18 protein-coding genes are annotated in these 16,723 nt (G+C 75.4%); 11 read left to right on the plus strand and 7 right to left on the minus strand.

Annotation, left to right across the window (positions count from 1 at the left end):
- The first annotated feature begins 187 nt into the window (after nt 1-187).
- Together EV374_RS09810 and EV374_RS09815 are read left to right on the plus strand one after the other, a co-directional pair.
- Entirely contained in the window at nt 188-1,084 is an 897-nt protein-coding gene (locus EV374_RS09810) for a serine hydrolase (RefSeq protein WP_486485682.1), read from the plus strand.
- 154 nt (nt 1,085-1,238) lie between these two features.
- Nucleotides 1,239-2,216, plus strand: coding sequence for an MBL fold metallo-hydrolase (locus EV374_RS09815; RefSeq protein WP_132233758.1), 978 nt, complete (start codon nt 1,239-1,241; stop codon nt 2,214-2,216).
- 78 nt (nt 2,217-2,294) lie between these two features.
- On the opposite strand, the gene EV374_RS09820 is transcribed toward EV374_RS09815, so the two are convergent.
- The gene (locus tag EV374_RS09820) at nt 2,295-2,834 is read right to left on the minus strand and encodes a DUF1697 domain-containing protein (protein WP_132233760.1); all 540 of its coding nucleotides are present in this window, start codon (nt 2,832-2,834) and stop codon (nt 2,295-2,297) included.
- 290 nt (nt 2,835-3,124) lie between these two features.
- Here EV374_RS09820 and EV374_RS09825 point away from each other — a divergent pair, with 290 nt between their 5' ends.
- Complete coding sequence (locus tag EV374_RS09825) at nt 3,125-5,140, plus strand: endo-1,4-beta-xylanase (protein ID WP_132233762.1); 2,016 nt, start codon at nt 3,125-3,127, stop codon at nt 5,138-5,140.
- A gap of 83 nt (nt 5,141-5,223) precedes the next feature.
- Here the strand turns inward: EV374_RS09825 and EV374_RS09830 are convergent, their stop codons facing one another.
- Nucleotides 5,224-5,754 carry a Rho termination factor N-terminal domain-containing protein gene (locus EV374_RS09830; RefSeq protein WP_132233764.1) on the minus strand — a complete coding sequence of 177 codons (531 nt, stop codon included), beginning with the start codon at nt 5,752-5,754 and terminating at the stop codon, nt 5,224-5,226.
- Nucleotides 5,751-6,683, minus strand: a complete 933-nt coding sequence (locus EV374_RS09835; RefSeq protein WP_132233766.1) for a ParA family protein — start codon at nt 6,681-6,683, stop codon at nt 5,751-5,753. Before EV374_RS09835 ends, EV374_RS09830 begins: the two co-directional genes overlap by 4 nt.
- A 205-nt stretch (nt 6,684-6,888) precedes the next feature.
- Here EV374_RS09835 and EV374_RS09840 point away from each other — a divergent pair, with 205 nt between their 5' ends.
- Genes EV374_RS09840 through EV374_RS09860 form a run of 5 tightly spaced genes read left to right on the plus strand, consistent with a single transcriptional unit; the run spans nt 6,889 to nt 10,977 of the window.
- Nucleotides 6,889-8,532, plus strand: coding sequence for an AAA family ATPase (locus EV374_RS09840; RefSeq protein ID WP_132234005.1), 1,644 nt, complete (start codon nt 6,889-6,891; stop codon nt 8,530-8,532).
- A gap of 32 nt (nt 8,533-8,564) precedes the next feature.
- Nucleotides 8,565-9,017, plus strand: coding sequence for a hypothetical protein (locus EV374_RS09845; protein WP_132233768.1), 453 nt, complete (start codon nt 8,565-8,567; stop codon nt 9,015-9,017).
- The gene (locus EV374_RS09850) at nt 9,017-9,229 is read left to right on the plus strand and encodes a DUF2997 domain-containing protein (RefSeq protein WP_132233770.1); all 213 of its coding nucleotides are present in this window, start codon (nt 9,017-9,019) and stop codon (nt 9,227-9,229) included. Before EV374_RS09845 ends, EV374_RS09850 begins: the two co-directional genes overlap by 1 nt.
- Nucleotides 9,213-10,301: a helix-hairpin-helix domain-containing protein gene (locus EV374_RS09855; protein ID WP_132233772.1), complete on the plus strand. Its 1,089-nt coding sequence runs from the start codon at nt 9,213-9,215 to the stop codon at nt 10,299-10,301. Before EV374_RS09850 ends, EV374_RS09855 begins: the two co-directional genes overlap by 17 nt.
- Nucleotides 10,294-10,977: a 4Fe-4S single cluster domain-containing protein gene (locus EV374_RS09860; RefSeq protein ID WP_132233774.1), complete on the plus strand. Its 684-nt coding sequence runs from the start codon at nt 10,294-10,296 to the stop codon at nt 10,975-10,977. Before EV374_RS09855 ends, EV374_RS09860 begins: the two co-directional genes overlap by 8 nt.
- A gap of 49 nt (nt 10,978-11,026) precedes the next feature.
- On the opposite strand, the gene EV374_RS09865 is transcribed toward EV374_RS09860, so the two are convergent.
- Genes EV374_RS09865 through EV374_RS09880 form a run of 4 tightly spaced genes read right to left on the minus strand, consistent with a single transcriptional unit; the run spans nt 11,027 to nt 14,045 of the window.
- On the minus strand, nt 11,027-11,569 hold the full coding sequence (locus EV374_RS09865; protein WP_132233776.1) for an SOUL family heme-binding protein: 543 nt from the start codon (nt 11,567-11,569) through the stop codon (nt 11,027-11,029).
- A gap of 39 nt (nt 11,570-11,608) precedes the next feature.
- Nucleotides 11,609-12,352 carry a YqeB family protein gene (locus EV374_RS09870; RefSeq protein ID WP_132233778.1) on the minus strand — a complete coding sequence of 248 codons (744 nt, stop codon included), beginning with the start codon at nt 12,350-12,352 and terminating at the stop codon, nt 11,609-11,611.
- A 2-nt stretch (nt 12,353-12,354) separates the two neighbouring features.
- A complete protein-coding gene (locus EV374_RS09875) occupies nt 12,355-13,152 on the minus strand; it encodes an ABC-2 transporter permease (RefSeq protein WP_132233780.1) in 798 nt (265 codons plus the stop codon).
- Nucleotides 13,149-14,045 carry an ATP-binding cassette domain-containing protein gene (locus EV374_RS09880; protein WP_132233782.1) on the minus strand — a complete coding sequence of 299 codons (897 nt, stop codon included), beginning with the start codon at nt 14,043-14,045 and terminating at the stop codon, nt 13,149-13,151. Before EV374_RS09880 ends, EV374_RS09875 begins: the two co-directional genes overlap by 4 nt.
- A 133-nt stretch (nt 14,046-14,178) precedes the next feature.
- Here EV374_RS09880 and EV374_RS09885 point away from each other — a divergent pair, with 133 nt between their 5' ends.
- The 3 genes from EV374_RS09885 (at nt 14,179) to EV374_RS09895 (ending at nt 16,664) form a co-directional block, all read left to right on the plus strand.
- Nucleotides 14,179-15,432, plus strand: coding sequence for a histidine kinase (locus EV374_RS09885; protein ID WP_132233784.1), 1,254 nt, complete (start codon nt 14,179-14,181; stop codon nt 15,430-15,432).
- Nucleotides 15,411-16,121 carry a response regulator transcription factor gene (locus EV374_RS09890; protein ID WP_132234007.1) on the plus strand — a complete coding sequence of 237 codons (711 nt, stop codon included), beginning with the start codon at nt 15,411-15,413 and terminating at the stop codon, nt 16,119-16,121. The genes EV374_RS09885 and EV374_RS09890 overlap by 22 nt, the downstream gene beginning before the upstream one ends.
- 99 nt (nt 16,122-16,220) lie before the next feature.
- On the plus strand, nt 16,221-16,664 hold the full coding sequence (locus EV374_RS09895) for a hypothetical protein (protein ID WP_132233786.1): 444 nt from the start codon (nt 16,221-16,223) through the stop codon (nt 16,662-16,664).
- The last annotated feature ends 59 nt before the right edge of the window (nt 16,665-16,723 follow it).

The following is a 16,723-nucleotide window of genomic DNA, read 5'->3' on the forward strand; positions in this document are numbered from 1 at the left end:
CAGCGCCGAGCGCCGAGCGCCGAGCGCCGAGCGCCGAGCGCCGAGCGCCGAGCGCCGAGCGCCGAGCGCCGAGCGCCGAGCGCCGAGCGCCGAGCGCTGGGCGTCGGGCGTCGGCGTCCAGGGGTCGGCGGGCGGCGGCGGGGGCGGGGCAGCGGCTACCGTGCGCGGTGTGGTGGCGGAGCGGATCGTGGAGATCTTCGAGCGGGCCGGGGTCACCGGCTGCCTGCACGTCGTCGACCTCGACGCGGCCGGCGGCGGTGCCGGTACGGGGGAGCCCGACGGCCGGCGGGAAGTGGCGGTCCGGGCGGACGAGCAGGTGGTGATCGCCTCGATCTTCAAGGTGCTGCTGGTGCTGGAGTTCGCCCGGCAGGTCGTCGCCGGCCAGCTCGACCCCCGGGAACGGGTCCTCGTCACCGCCGACGACCGGCTCGGCGGGTGGGGGATCGCCGGCTGCGCCGACGACGCCGAGGTGTCGCTGCGGGACCTTGCCTACTTCGCCATGTCGGTCAGCGACAACACCGCCGCCGACCTGCTGCTGCGCCGGGTCGGGGCGGACGTGCTGCCGATGCTCGCCGCCGAGCTGGGGCTGCCGCGTACCCGGATCGTCGGCGGCCCCCGGCAGCTGGTCGAGACGATGCTCGCCGACGTCGGCGCGCGTACGGAGGCGGACTTCGCCCGGATCTTCCCCACGCTGCCACCCGAGCGGGTCCGCGCGATGCGGATGTTCGACCCCGCGCACACCACGTCGAGCACCGCCCGGGAGATCACCCGGCTGCTCGGCCTGATCTGGCGCGACGAGGCGGGCCCGCCCGAGGCGTGCGCGATGGTCCGGGGCTGGATGGCCCGGCAGCTCTTCTGGACCCGGCTGGCCACCGGCTTCCCGCCGGGCGTGCGGGTGACCGGCAAGACCGGCACCCTGCCGGGCCTGCACCTGGAGGCGGGCGTGGCCGAGTACCCGGACGGCGGGCGGTACGCCGTCGCCGTCTTCGTCCGCGCCACGCAGCTCGCCACCCGCCGCATCGACGTGGACCTGGCGATGGGTCAGGCTGCCCGAGCCGCCGTCGAGGGGCTGCGCGCCGGTTGATCTTTCGGGCGCGAGGCGCTGCCGTCGACCCGGCTGAGCTGGCCCGATATGCCGGTGGGTATCGATCGTGTCGGCCGAGGATCTTGGACCTGGCGGGGGTCGTGCTGATTGGCTCGGCACCGACCGATCAGCACCACGACGGGGAGAGTTCCGCATGCCCAACATCGACCGCCGCCGCTTCCTCCGCGACGCCGCCGCCAGCACCGCGCTGGTATCCGCCGGCGGGCTCGCCGGCGCCGCCCTGACCGGCCCGGCACACGCCGCGCCGCCGGTCGCCGCCGCACCGGCCGGCCGCCGGAGCGGCCCGGTCAGCTTCCGCTGGTGGGGTACGTCCGCCTGGCGCATCGATGTCGGCGACCGGACCGTCCTGGTCGACCCCTTCCTCAGCCGGATCGACACGGGGCTGTTCAGGGGCGCCTTCGACCAGACCAGGAAGCTGGAGGTCCGCACCGACGTCGTGGACTCCCTGGTGGACCGGGCCGAGACGGTGCTCGTCACGCACACCCACTGGGACCACTACATGGACGTGCCGCACATCGCCGGCCGCACCGGCGCCCGGGTCTTCGGCACGCTGACCGCCTACCACGTCGGGCTGGCGTACGGGCTGCCGTCGGGGCAGCTCAGCGCGGTGCGCGGCGGGGAGGTGCTGGACTTCGGCGGGTACACGGTGGAGGTGGTCAGCTCCCTGCACAGCCGCAACAAGTCGTACTCGATGGCCTTCCCCGGCGTACGGGTCAGCCAGCCGGCGAAGCCGGAGACCATCGCCGACCTGCCCGAGGGCGACACCCTCGCGTACCAGCTGCGGGTGCCCGGCGGCCCGTCGGTCTTCTTCATGGGCGCGAGTGACTTCGCCGAGCGGAACCTGACGGGACTGGCCCCCGACGTGGCCATGCTGGCGCTGCCGAGCACCACGGTCACCGCCGACTACGCCGAGCGGCTGCTCGACGCGCTGGACCGGCCGAAGGTCGTGGTGCCGGTGCACTTCGACAACTTCGAGACCGAGCTGCGCAACCCCGTGCCCGTGGCGCCGACGGACCGCGAGCGGCTGGACGCGTTCCTCGCCGCCATCCGCCGGGTCTCCCCGCGCAGCCGGGTGATCGTGCCGGAGTACCACACCGCGTACCACTTCTGATCGACGCGCGACGGGCCGCGGGCGGCAGTCCCGGCCCGTCGTCGCGCCCCGGTCGGCCGCGGGACCGGCGGCGAGGGCTCAGCTCGCCGACATGTCGGCCAGCGCCCGCACCGAGCGCCAGTTGCGGGTGGTCGCCACCACGCCGAGCTTCTTCTCCAGGTGGTTGTTGGTGAACTTCGACCGGCCGTAGCCGCCGTCGGGATGGTGCAGGTAGACCTCGCGACCGGTGACCGTGAACGCGACGTTCTCGCCGTCGGGCACGGTCAGGGCGGCCACGGCGGCCGGGTCGGGCGTGGTCGCGAGGAAGACCACCATCAGCCGCGTGGGGTCGTCCTCCCGCCCGGCGTACGGGTTGCCGCCGGCCACCGCCGCCAGTTCCCGGCCGCTGCGCACCAGCACCGGCACCGTCAGCCCCAGCTCGTCGGCGATGGCCCGCTCGATGCCCCGCGCCAGCGCGTCGGCGTCGCGCACGGTGCTGCCGAAGACCACGTTCCCGCTCTGCAGGTACGTCCGCACGTCCTGGTGGCCGAGGCCGGTGACCAGCCGGCGCAGGTCGGCCATGGCGACCTTCGCGCCACCGACGTTGACCCCGCGCAGCAACGCGACCCACCTGTCCACACGACCTCCTCGACCCGCCGGTACGGGCCAGCCTAGGGCGTGGGTCGACATCGGTCGCGGCCGTCGTCGCCGGGGCGGGGCCCGATGCTCAGCACACCGCGCTGGAGTGCCGGGTCCGTGATCCGTACCATCGGTTCTCGACAGCGGCGCCCGGCGACGGGTGCCGCGAGCGGAGCGGGACCACGGACACCGGCATGCGGGCTCATGCCGGTCGACCGGCGTGCGACCGCCTCCGCGAGAACCTCGCCCAGCGGTCCGCGCGCACCCATCCGTACCGGAAGGACACCGCCATGCGCGCTCCCTGGACGCGCCGTCACCGCCTTCTGCCGGGGCTGCTGGCCCTGGCCTGCCTCGCCACCGTCGCCGTGGCCGCCGCCGTTCCACTGACCAGCCCGCCCGCCCGCGCCGCCGACCCCGTCGTGGTGCTCGACGCCACCTTCGAGGACGGCACCACCCAGGGCTTCCGGCCCCGGGCCGGGGAGACCGTCGCGGTCAGCACCGCCGTAGCCCACGGCGGCACCCGCAGCCTGCTCGCCTCCGGCCGCACCGCGAGCTGGCAGGGTCCCGCCCTCGACCTGCTCGACGAGATGGTCAAGGGCACCCGCTACACGCTGACGGTGTGGGTGCGGCTGGCCGCCGGCCAGTCGCCCGGCCAGGTCCGGCTCAGCGTGCAGCGCGACTCCGGCGGCACCTCCGCCTACGACCAGGTGGTGGGCGACACCGCCGTCACCGCCGACGCCTGGGTCCGGCTCACCGGCACGTACGTGCTCGCGCACGACGTGGACGGGCTGTCGGCGTACGTGGAGACCGCCAGCGGGACCGCCGACCTGCACATCGACGACTTCACCATGGCGTACCAGCCGACCAAGCCGGTGCAGACCGACATCCCCGCCCTGCGTGAGGTGCTGGCCGCCGACTTCCCGATCGGGGCGGCGATCGGCAACCGGCAGATCATCGGCGACCAGGCCACCCTGCTGCGCCGGCACTTCGACACGGTCACCCCGGGCAACGCGCTCAAGTGGGACGCCACCCAGCCGACCGAGGGCACCTTCCGGTGGGCCGACGCCGACGCGCAGGTCGGCTTCGCCACGGACAACAACCTGGCGGTACGCGGACACACCCTCGTCTGGCACCAGCAGACCCCGGCCTGGGTCTTCACCGACACCGACGGCACCCCGCTGACCTCGGACCCGGCCGACAAGGCACTGCTGCTGTCCCGGCTGGAGGCGCACATCCGCGCGGTCGTCGGCCGCTACGGCGACGCCATCGGGGTCTGGGACGTCGCCAACGAGGTGATCGACGAGAACCAGTCCGACGGGCTGCGGCGCAGCCGCTGGCACGAGATCAGCGGGCTGGACTACCTGCGGACCGCGTTCCGGGTGGCCCGGGAGGTCGCGCCGACGGCCAAGCTCTACATCAACGACTACAACACCAACGTGCCGGCCAAGCGCGACAAGCTGCGCGACCTGGTGAGTCAGCTGCGCGCCGAAGGGGTGCCGATCGACGGCGTCGGGCACCAGATGCACGTCAACGTCCAGTGGCCGTCGATCGCCGAGACCGAGGCGATGCTCCAGGCGTTCGTCCCGCTCGGGGTCGAGCAGCAGGTCACCGAGATGGACGTCAGCATCTACGTCAACAACAGCGAGTCCTTCCCCACCCCGCCGGCCGACCGGCTGCTCACCCAGGCGTACCGCTACCGGGACCTGTTCGCCCTCTACCGCCGCTACGCCGACGAGTTGACCTCGGTGACCCTGTGGGGGCTGGCGGACGACGACACCTGGCTGGACACCTTCCCGGTGGCCCGCAAGGACGCGCCGCTGCTGTTCGACACGGAGTTGCAGGCCAAGCCGGCGTACTGGGGGATCGTCGACCCGACCCGGATCAACCCGACCCCGACGCCGACGGTCAGCCCGACGGTCTCGCCGACCGCCAGCCCGACCGTTTCGCCGACCGTCAGCCCGACGGTCTCGCCGACCGGGGGGCCGGACGCCTGCCGGGCGACGTACAGCGTCTCCAACCAGTGGCCGGGTGGCTTCCAGGCGAGCGTCAGGATCACCAACACCGGTGGGCGGGCGCACGACGGCTGGACGGTGCGCTGGCGGTTCCCGGACGGGCAGCGGATCAGCCAGCTCTGGAACGGCACGGTCCGGCAGGACGGCCCGGACGTGTCGGTCACCCCCACGTCCTGGAACTCCGCCCTGCCCGCCGGCGGGACGGTCGAGTTCGGCTTCCTCGCCGCGTGGTCCACGAGCAACGACCGGCCGGCCGGCTTCACCCTCGACGGACTGGCCTGCACGACCGGCTGACCCACCGGCCCGGGACCCGCGGATGCCGGAGACGCCGTCCGCTCCGGTCCGGCGTCGGAGCCGGCGGATGGCGGGGTCCGGCGTCAGAGCCGGCGGATGGCGGCGGAGGCGAGGCGGAAGCCGATGGTGCGGTCGACGATGCGGGCGACCAGGTCCGCCTTCCGCAGCCCGGCGACGCCGCGCAACTCCAGGCTCGTGGCGAGCACCCGCAGGTCGCGGGCGGTCCAGCCGGAGAGGTACGCCGTACCGTCGTCGCGGCGGGACATGGCCGCCAGCGCGGCCCGGGCCGCCACCGGATCCGGCGCGGACGCCGCCCGCCGGGCTGACGGGCGCGCGGGGACGCCGCCCCGGTCGGCGGATTCGGCGGCCGGGTGCCCGGCGGGGGCGGTCCGGTCGGCGGACAAGGCGGCCGGGTGCCCGGCGGGACTGGGCCGGTCGGCGCGTGCCGTGGTCGGGCGCCCGGCGGGGGCGGCTCCGGCGGGCGGTGGGGCCGGGTCGACCGGCACCACCGCGAGCCGGGCCCGCCCCTCCTCCAGGGCGGCGAGGTCGGCGGCGGGCAGCCCCCGGAGCAGCGCGGTCACCAGGGCGGTGACGTCGCGGGTCGGGTCGGTCACGCCCCGGCCCGCTCGGGCTGGAGGTGGTCGAGGAACTCGGTGGCGAGCCGGCGCAGCTCGTCGCGGACCGCCGGGGTGGCGATCCGGTCGCGGAGCACCACGGGCACGCCGCGCGGGGTGTTCGTGGCGAACACGGTGACGTTCTCCCGCAGCGGGGTGGGGAAGACCGGCAGGCCGAGCGCCCGGACCTGGTCCATGTAGCCCTGGTGGGCGGCGATCGGCCGCTGCGCCATGAGCTGGATCATCGTGAACACCACGCCGGCCACGTCGGGGGCGACCTTGTGGTGCCGGCGGGTGGTGGCGAACCGGCGGGCGTCGGCGTTGTACTGGTCGACCAGTTCCCGGACGTTGCCGTGCAGGTAGTCGATGCCCAGCGTGGACAGGTAGTCGGCCTTGGCCGGAATGAGCAGGTGGTCGCTGGCGATGATGGCCGACTGGGTGACCACGTTGAAGTTCGGCGGGCAGTCGATCAGCACCATGTCGTAGCCGCCGAGCGCGTCGTCGTGCAGCCCCTCGGCCAGGGAGCCGCGCACCCGGAACAGCTCGGCGTCGTACTCGTCGCCGTCGGCCACCGCCCGGGCCAGCGCCAGGTCGATGTCGACGAGCTGGAGGTGGGACGCGATCAGGTCGAGGCGGCCGGCGCCGCTGAGTCGCGCGTTGGCCGGGCCGGGGGAGACGACCAGCTCGCCCAGGGTCGTCGCGGGGGTGTCCCCGCGCAGGCCGTCGTACCAGCGCTTCACCGTCCGGCCGTCGCGCAGCCGGTCCCGCCAGTCGTCGGGGTCGTAGAAGCCGAAGGTGAGGCTGGCCTGCGGATCGAGGTCGATGAGCAGCACCTTCATCCCGCGGTTGGCCAGCTCGGCACCGAGGTTGGCGGTCACGGTGGTCTTGCCGACCCCGCCCTTGTAGTTGATCACCGATACGACGTACACCGGCACCTCCCCAGACCGGGAACGGTAGCGGGCCGGCGGACCGGCGCGACACCCGCTCCGGCGGTCCGCCTTCACACGTACCTCCACCGGCACCGTCCGCCTCCACGACCAGTGGATGCCACCTCATGATCGACGTCGGAGTGGGCGGTGGGCGGGGCTGTTAGAGTCTGCGCTGCTCTTGGGTCGGGGGTGGGAGGGGGCGACGGTGGTGGTGCCGTTCCGTGACGCACTGTCGCAGATGCTCAAGGCGCGCTTCCCGGTCCTCTACGTCGAGTCGTCCGAGGAACAGCGGGTGGTCGCCGAGGTCTGCGCCGTCGCCCGGGACGCCACCCTCGTCCGCACGCCCCGGGCGGTGTGGACCTGGTCGCTGACGACGGGGCTCGTGCAGCCCGACGGCGTCGCCCGCAAGGGCACCACCGACCCGGAGGACGCGCTGGCCGCCGTGCTGCGCCTCGACCACCCCAGCGTGCTGATCTTCAAGGACCTGCACCCGGCGCACGGCAGCAGCGACCGGCCGGGCACCCCCGGCGTGGTCCGCCGGCTGCGGGACGTGGTGGCGGCCTTCAAGGCCGGCCCGGTGCCGCGCACCCTCGTCCTGGTCTCGCCGGTGCTGCACATCCCGGTGGAGCTGGAGAAGGACGTGACTATCGTCGACTTCCCGCTGCCCACCGAGACGGAGATCCGGCGGGTGCTCGACGGCATGATCGCCGCCAACTCCGCCGGCGGCCGGATCCGGATCGCCCTGGACGACCTCGGCCGGGAACGCCTCGCCAAGGCGGCCCTCGGGCTCACCCTGCACGAGGCGGAGAACGCGTTCGCCCGCGCCATGGTCAACGACGGCGTGCTCGACGGCAGAGACCTCGCGGTCGTGCACGAGGAGAAGCGGCAGACCGTACGCAAGTCGGGGCTGCTGGAGTTCGTCGACCCCCCGGTGGACCTCGCCGACGTCGGCGGGCTGGAGAACCTCAAGCGCTGGCTGGCCAAGCGGGACGGTTCCTGGCTGGCCGAGGCGGCGGCGTACGGGCTGCCCGCGCCCCGGGGCGTCCTGATCACCGGCGTGCCCGGCTGCGGCAAGTCGCTGACCGCGAAGGCGATCGCCTCGGCCTGGGGCCTGCCGCTGCTGCGGCTGGACGTCGGCCGGGTCTTCGCCGGGCTCGTCGGGTCGAGTGAGCAGAACATGCGCACCGCCATCCGGACCGCCGAGGCGACCGCGCCCTGCGTGCTGTGGGTCGACGAGATCGAGAAGGGCTTCGTCGGCGGGGCCAACGACTCCGGCACCTCCGCCCGGGTCTTCGGCTCCTTCCTGACCTGGATGCAGGAGAAGTCCCGGCCCGTCTTCGTCATCGCGACCGCCAACGACTTCGAACGGCTGCCCCCGGAACTGCTCCGCAAGGGCCGCTTCGACGAGATCTTCTTCGTCGACCTGCCGACCCGCGCGGAGCGCGCGTCGATCTGGCGGGTCCACCTCGCCCGGCGGCTGCGCAACCCGGCCGTCGCCGGCGCCCTGACGCCCGACGACGCCCTGCTCGGCGAACTCGCCGGGCTCAGCGAGGGCTACTCGGGGGCCGAGATCGAGCAGGCCGTCGTCGGCGGGCTCTTCGACGCCTTCGCCGAACGGCGTCCGCTGCGCCGCGACGACCTGGTCCGGGCCCTGGTCAGCATGGTGCCGCTCAGCGTCACCCAGGCGGAACGCATCGACGCCGTACGCTCCTGGGCCGACGCCCGCGCCGTCGCCGCCACCGCCGCCGAGGACTGGGACCTCGGCGGTCGTCCCCTCGGCCCGGGCGGTTCCCGCCCCGGCGGTCCGGGGCAGCAACGGGGGCAGGGCGGGCGAGCGGTCGAGTTCTAGTCTGTGGGTCGAAACCGAGGGAGGGGGCCCCGATGAGCGTCTCACTGATTCTCCTGCCGCTGGCCGTCGCCGCCGTCGCCGCGACGCACGCCGCGACCGCCGGACGGGACGGACAGGGGCGCGTCGTCTGCCAGGTGCAGACCCGGATGCGGGACGAGACGCTGCTCGTCGCCGCGCTGCGCGACACCGGCGCGGTGGTCACCACCGAACCGGACGCCGTCATCGCGGACTGGGCCGACGTGCGGGCCGGCTTCCGGCGCGGCGAGGACGGCATCTGGTCGGCACACTTCACGGGCGAGGTCGACGAGCCGCGGGCCGTCGAGGCGGTCCGGGCCATCGACGCCGCGTACGGGCGGCAGGTCCAGCGGGCCGTGCTGGAGCGGCTGCGCGAGCAGGCCCCCGCCGCCGGGCTGCGGCTGGAGTCCGAACAGGTCACCGAGGACGCGAGCGTCCGCCTGGTGTTCGCCGTCGAGGGCAGGTCGTGATGGGCGGGCAGCCGCGGATCGTGGTCACCGTGACCAGCGAGGGCGTCGTGAGCGCCGAGACCAGGGACGTGCTCGGCGACGGGTGCCTCGACTACATCGCCGTGCTGGAGGACCTGCTGGCGGCCCGCACGGTACGCAGCGCGTACACCGCCGACCGCGACCGCGCCGCCGTGCCCGAGCGGCAGGAGCAGCGCGATGTCGAACGCGCCTAGCCCCGGCTGGCCGCCCCCGGCCGTCCCCCGGCCGAGCCCGACGTGGCAGGTGTTGCAGAGCTGGTGGCTGTTGCTGCCCGTGCTCGGGTGCAGCTGCCTCGGCGGCCTCGGATTCGTCTACGTGGGCCTGCGGGCCCAGCGCGCGGCGTGGTGGCTCCCCGGCATCTTCTACACCGTGGTGGGCTCGGCGGCGTTCCTCGTCGTCGGCGAGTCGGACCAGGAGAGCGCCCTCAGCGACTGGGCGGTCGGCGTGCTCCTGGCCGTGTGGGTGGCCAGCATCCTGCACGCCGCGCTGATCAATCCGGCGTGGCTGCGCTGGCTCACGGACCGCCGCGCCAGGTTCGCGGCGACGCCGTGGCCCGGCGGCGCGTACCCGCTGGCTCCGCTGCCCGGGGCGGCTCCCGGCGGCCCGATCCCCCATCCCTACCCGGGCATGTCCCCGACGTATCAGCCCGGTTCGACGGCGGCCTACCCGTCCCCGGCCTACCCGCCGGGGTACCCGCCCGCGTCGCCCGCGTATCCGCCGGGCTCGCCGGCGTACCCGCAGGGGGCGTCGTCCTACCCGCCCGAGTCGTCCTACCCGCCCGCGTCACCGGCCTATCCGCCCGCGTCGTCGTCCTATCCGCCGGCGTCGTCAACCTATCCGCCGGGGTCGCCGGCGTACCCGCCCACGTCGACGGGGTATCCACCGCTGGCGGCCGACCCGACGTTGGCGCCGGCCGTCGACCCCTTTCCCACCGGGCCGATCACGTCACTTGCCTGGCAGCCGGACGCGCCAGCCCCGGGGCAGCCGGACGCGCCGGCCTCCGGGCAGCCGGCCGGACCGCCGATCGACGTCAACGCGGCCGGGCCGGGCGACCTCGCGGCGCTGCCCGGCTTCGACCCGCAGCGCGCCCGGCAGGTGCTGGCCGAGCGGGAGCGGCGCGGGTCCTTCGGCAGCCTGGCCGAGTTCGCCGCCGCCGCCAACCTGGCCCCTCACGAGTACGCGCGCCTGCGCGACGCCGTGGAGTGCGTCCCGCCGGCCGGGCCGGCGCCCGACCGGCCGCCACCCGGCCGGGTCCTCGATGTCTGACGACGGTCCCGGGCCGCGCCCGCCGGTGGGGGTGCAGACGGTGGCGGTGGCGCGGTTCCTGGCCGCCACCCGCGCCGAGGGCCCGGGCGAGCGGACCGCCGTCTGGGTGCAGGGCTGCGCCATCCGCTGCCCCGGCTGCTTCAACCCGCACCTGTGGAGCTTCCGTGGCGGGGAACGGGTCGCCCCCGCCGACCTGGTGCGCCGGGCGCTCGACGCCGGCACCGAGGGGCTGACCCTGCTGGGCGGCGAGCCCTTCGACCAGGCGGCCCCGCTGGCGGCCGTCGCCGACGGGGTACGCGCCGCCGGGCGTTCGGTGATGACCTTCACGGGTTACACCAGGGCGCAGCTGGACCGGGCGGTCGACGCCGGCCGGGACGACGTCGCGGCGCTGCTGGCGGCGACCGACCTTCTCGTCGCCGGGCCGTTCCTGGCCGATCGGATCGACACCCGGCGGCCGTGGGTGGGTTCCACCAACCAGGAGTTCGTGCTGCTCGACGACCGCTTCCCGGGACTGCTCGACGAGGTGTCGCACAACCCGGACCGGGTCGAGGTGACCGTCGACGCCGCCGGCCGGATCGCGGTGAACGGCTGGGCCGAGGTCGACGCCCTCGACGAACTGCTGGCGTCGGTGACCAGCCCCCGGCCCCGGCCCGCGGGCGCACCCCGGCGGGGGTAGCCGCGCCGGTCCGGCCGGGAGCGCCCCGTGCCGGGCCGCCCCACCCGGCTCACTCGGCGATCGGCAGCACGACCTCGTTGTGGCGCAGGAACCACGGCTTCCACGGCGGATCGAAGCGCGCGTACCGGACCGCGCCGGTGGGGCGCAGCCCGGCCGCGGTGACCGCCCGGCCCAGCGCGGTCGCCCGCCGGTCGAACGCCCGGGCCGTCCAGCGGCCAGCGAAGCGCGTCGCGGCGGCGAGCTGCTCCGGGACCATCCGGGTGCACACCCGGGGGTCCGCCGGCTCGGGCAGCGTGTCGGGGGTGAGGCCCGCCGGCATCACGAGCCACACCAGCCAGTGGCCCGGCCGGTCCCCCTCCTCCTGCACGAACGGGGCCGTCATCGCGATCGTCTGCGGGCCCGTCTCCCGGGCGGTCGACCGCCGCGCGCGGTTGGCACCGCGCAGGTACGCGCCCAGCGGCCGGAAGGCGTCCCGGGCGGCCTGCTCGAACGCGCCCTCCGCCCGCACCTCGGCAACCAGGTGGGGCGGGTAGCGGCGCAGCTCGAAGCCAGGGTGCCGGGCCACCACCCGGTACGGCTGCTGCTCGGTCATCGCGCGCTCCCCGTGCCCCGGGCCCCGTCGGAAGCAACGCTACCGGCCCTCGACCTCCGGCTCAGCCGAAGTCGCGTCCTCCGGCCGGGGGCGCGGGGCGGCACGGGTCAGCCGCCAGTACTGCCGCCGGCCGTCGTCGCGGACCACCACCCCGGTGCGGCCCAGTTCGCCGCGCAGCTCCCGGGCCTCGCCGCCCCGGTCGGCGTCGAGGGCCCGCTGCCGGGCCCGCAGCAGCGCGTCCGCGCCGGTCGGCAGCCCCGGCAGGCCCGGCACCCACCGCCGGTACGCGTCCCGGTGCGGGTCGCCGTCGGTCCACGGCCAGCCGTGCGCGCGGAAGGCGTCGCGCAGCCGGTCGACGGCCAGGTCCGACCGCTCCCGGACCAGTTCCTCGTCGTCCGCGCCGAGCAGCACCAGGTCCTTGCCGTCGACGAAGACGGCGCGTACCGGTCGCCGCCCGACCTGCCGGTCCGTGCGGTCGCGGCGCAGCCGGACCCGTTCGGTGTCGACGGTGACGGCGAGTCGTTCGGCGGTGCCGACGGCGGCGACCAGCAGGCCGCCCAGCGTGCCGACGGCCAGCCCGCCGATGCCGGCCTGCGGGTCCGGCAGCCGGGCGACCAGCTCGAACAGGTCCTGCGCGGGAGCCCAGGACAGCCCGGCGACCCACTCCGCGCCGGCGACGAGCAGCCATCCGGCGCCCGCGCCGAGTGCCGGGAACCCGCCCCAGAGGATCGCCAGTTCCGCCGCGCCGCCGTCGACGACGGTGGGCGCACCGTAGCCGTCCACCGTCAGGACACCTCGCGCCGCAGCGTCCGGACCAGCCCCGCGACCAGCGGCACGGCCAGCCAGACCAGCAGCGACACGGCGAACCGTCCCCACTGCCCGGCGGTCACGTCGGGCGTGAGCAGCGGCTCCATGGTCCGGCCCGTGTCCAGCCAGCCCGCCGGGCCGCGCAGCGGCCGGATCATCTCGCCGAGGATCGACCAGGCGGTCGGCAGCAGCAGGTAGCCGACGATCGCCAACGGGGTGTTGAGCAGCAGCAGGCCGAAGCCGGCCCCCATCAGCACGTTGGCCACCTGGAGCGCCACGGCGTGCAGCACCAGGGCCCACTCCATGCGCCAGGTGCCGGCGCCGCCGGTGGCCCCGGCGACGAGCGTGCCGGCGGCGGCCACGCCGAGGCTCACCAGCACCGACGCCAGGGCCGCCAGCACCATCGCGACCAGCTTCGCGACGATCACCCGGCCCCGCCGGGGCACCAGGGCGAACGTGGTGAGCGCCGTACGCTGGGACCACTCCCCGGTGATCGACAGGATGCCCAGCACGGGCAGCAGCAGGCCGATCGGCAGCATCGAGGGGAGGAAGAAGTTGGGGAAGGTCTGCTCGGCGTCGTCCGACCAGATCAACTGGACCACCACGAGGGCGGCGGCGAGCAGCCCGATGGTGATCAGCAGCCAGAGCCCGGCCCGGGTGTCGACGAGCTTGCGCAGTTCCACGCCGGTGAGCCGGAGCAGCGACGGCCGGCGTACGCCGGAGTGGCGCTGGGGCGCGGCGGTGGTGGGCGGGCTGGCGGTGGTGGCGGTGGTCATCGGACGGCCTCCTGGGTCGACGCGCCGGCGGTCAGGGTGAGGAAGAGCTGTTCCAGGCCGCCGCTGCCGGCCGACCGCAGTTCGATGAGGGCGACGCCGGCGTCGGCGGCGGCCTGCCCGACCGCCTCGGCGTCGGCGTGGACCAGCAGCCCCTCGGTGCCCTCGGTGGCCGCCAGCCCGGCCCGCTGCAACGCGCCGCGCAGCGCCCCGCCGTCGCGGGCCCGCACCAGCGTCCCGCCGCCGGCCAGCAACTCGGCCTTGTCGCCCTGGGCCACGATCCGGCCGCCACCGATGACCACCAGCCGGTCCGCGACCGCCTCCACCTCGCGCAGCAGGTGGGAGGAGAGCAGGACGGTGCCGCCCCGGTCGGCGAAGTCGCGCAGCAGGCCGCGCATCCAGAAGATCCCCTCCGGGTCCAGGCCGTTGGCCGGCTCGTCGAGGATCAGCACCCGGGGGTCGCCCAGCAGCGCGTGCGCGAGGCCGAGCCGCTGCCGCATCCCCAACGAGTACGCCCGGAGGCGGCGCTTCGCCGCGACCTCGTTCAGCCCGACCAGGTCGAGCTTGGTGGCGACCTGCCGGCGGTCCACGCCCATGGTCGCCGCGGCCACGGTCAGCGCCTCCCGCCCGGTGCGCCCGGCGTGCTGGGCCGAGGCGTCCAGCAGCACGCCCACCTCCCGCCCGGGGTTGGGCAGTTCCCGGTACGGTCGGCCGCCGACCGTCGCGCCGCCGCCGCTGGGCGGGGTGAGCCCGCAGATCATCCGCATGGTGGTGGACTTGCCGGCGCCGTTCGGTCCCAGGAAGCCGGTGACGGTGCCCGGCTCGCAGCGGAACGACACGTCGTCGACGGCGGTGTGCCGCCCGTACCGTTTGGTGAGGTGTTCCACGCTGATCATGCCGGCCACGCTGCCGGAGCCACCCGGTCGTGCGCTGCGGCCGACGGTCTCGTCCGGCGGCTACCTTGGTCGACGCCAGGGTCTCGACTTTGGTAGCTGGTCGGCCCGCCGGGCGGCTGCCTAGCATGGTCGCGTGACCAGTGCCGCCGTACCGGAGCACCCCTGGCTGCTGCCGGGGGCGCTGAGCGTCGATCCGGCGGCGCGGGTGGGGCTGGGGCCGCGTCGCACGACCCGCGACTGGGTGGTGGACGGCTTCTGCTTCCTGCTCTCCCTCGGCTGGGTCCTGCTCGCCACGGCCGACGCGGCCTCCGCCGACCCGGAGTTCGCCACGCCGCTGCCGCAGCGCTGGATGGTTCCGGCCGACGCCCTGCTCGGGCTCGCCTGCTGCGCGCTGATCTGGCTGCGGCGCCGGTGGCCGATGGGGCTCGCCGTCGCGACCGTGCCGCTGACCCTGTTCTCGATGGCGGCGGCGATCCCGCTGCTGATCATCTACTTCACCGTGGTGGTGCACCGGCGCACGGCCGTCGCGCTGGGATTGACCGCCGCCGGTCTGGTCACCAACTTCGCCTTCAGCTACCTGCGCCCGGACCCGCAGATGTCGTACTGGGCGACCACCGCCTGGGGGGTGGTGCTCAGCCTCTCCGTGCTGGCCTGGGGGATGTTCGTCCGGGCCCGGCGGCAGCTCGTCGTGTCGCTGCGCGAGCGCGCCGAGCGGGCCGAGACGGAGCAGCAGTTGCGGGTGGCGCAGGCCCGGCACCTGGAGCGCACCCGGATCGCCCGCGAGATGCACGACGTGCTGGCACACCGGATCTCGCTGCTCAGCCTGCACGCCGGCGCGCTGGAGTTCCGGCCGGACGCGCCGCCGGAGGAGGTGGCGCGGGCGGCCGGGGTGATCCGGGGCAGCGCCCACGCCGCGTTGCAGGATCTGCGCGAGGTGATCGGGGTGCTCCGCGCGGAGACCACCGCCGAGGAGGATCCCGAGCGCCCGCAGCCCACCCTGGGCGATCTGCCGGCGCTCGTCGAGGAGTCCCGGTCGGCCGGGGCGCGGATCGGCGTCCGCGAGGTGGTCACCTCGGCGGAGCGGGTGCCCGCGGCGGTGGGGCGCAGCGTCTACCGGATCGTGCAGGAGGGGCTCACCAACGCCCGCAAGCACGCCGCCGGCGCGGCGGTCACCGTCGACGTGGCCGGCGCCCCCGGCGACGGGCTGACCGTGGAGATCCGCAACCGGTGGCCGGTCGGCGGCATCGCGGGCCCGGAGATCCCCGGCGCCGGCACCGGCCTGGTCGGCATCGCGGAGCGGGTCAGCCTGGCCGGCGGCCGGCTGGAGTACGGGCGGGACGACGCGGGCGACTTCCGGCTGGCCGCCTGGCTGCCGTGGCCGGCGTGAGCGGGCCGGGCCCCGACCCCGGCCGGCCGGTACGGGTGCTGCTCGTCGACGACGACGCGCTGGTGCGGGCCGGCCTGTCGATGATCCTCGGCGGGGTGCCGGACCTGCTCGTGGTCGGGGAGGCCGCCGACGGCAGCGAGGTGCCCGCCGCCGTGGCCGCCTGCGCGCCGGACGTGGTGCTGATGGACATCCGGATGCCCCGGCTCGACGGCCTCGCGGCCACCGAGGCGCTGCGCGCGTCGCCCGACCCGCCCGAGGTGCTGGTGCTGACCACCTTCGACGCCGACGAGCAGGTGCTCCGGGCGTTGCGGGCCGGGGCCGGCGGCTTCCTGCTCAAGGACACCCCGCCGGCCGAGATCGTGCGGGCGGTGCGCCGGGTGGCGGCGGGCGAGGCGACGCTCTCCCCGGCGGTGACCCGCCGGCTGATCGACCACGTGACCGCGCCGGGCGCGGCGGGCGGCCCCGACCCGCGCCGGGAGCGGGCGCTGCGGCTGCTCGCCGGGCTCAGCGACCGGGAGCGCGAGGTCGCGGTCGCGCTCGGGCAGGGCCGGACGAACGCGGAGATCGCCGCCGAGCTGTTCATGAGCGTCGCGACCGTCAAGGCGTACGTGTCGCGGCTGCTGGTGAAGCTGGGCCTCAACAACCGGGTCCAGGTCGCCCTGCTGGTGCACGACGCCGGCCTCGTCTGAGACGCGATTGAACCTTCCGGGGGCGGGGGCCGTACCAGTCGCCGAGGATGCGGTGCGGCGGGTCAGCCGCACCGCTGCCGGAGCCGCGGGAGGCCTGCCGTGCGGGTTGGTGAGCAGTCGACGGATCCCATCGACCAGATCCTGGGCGAGGTGCCGGTGCCGGCGCCCCTGACCCCCGAGGACGTCCGGCTCGCGGTCCGGGCGGTGGTGGTGCACGCCGCCGAGGAGTGGCCGGCCGGGCCGCTGTGCCGCAACGACGGCGCGACGTACCCGTGCCGGCTGCACCGCTGGGGCCGGCGGGTGCTGGCGCGGCACGGGCTCAACGAGCGGCAGATCGACGCCCTGGTGCGGCACGGCAACCCCTTCGTGCACGTGCCGTTCCCGTTCACGGTGACCGGCCCCGCGCCGGGCAGCCGCGCAGCATGTACCACCGGCGGGCATCCGGGCGGCCCGCGCGCGGTCGCGCCCGGCGCCCGTCCCGCCGGCCCCGCCCGGCCGGTGGCTCCCCCCGCCACCGCGCCGCGCTGGCCCCGGGCGAGCTGAGCGGGTTCGTCCGCCGGCGGGACCGCCGGTCCCCGGCACGTCGAGCGGAGGTACGCCCG

Source organism: Micromonospora sp. CNZ303, from assembly GCF_004345505.1.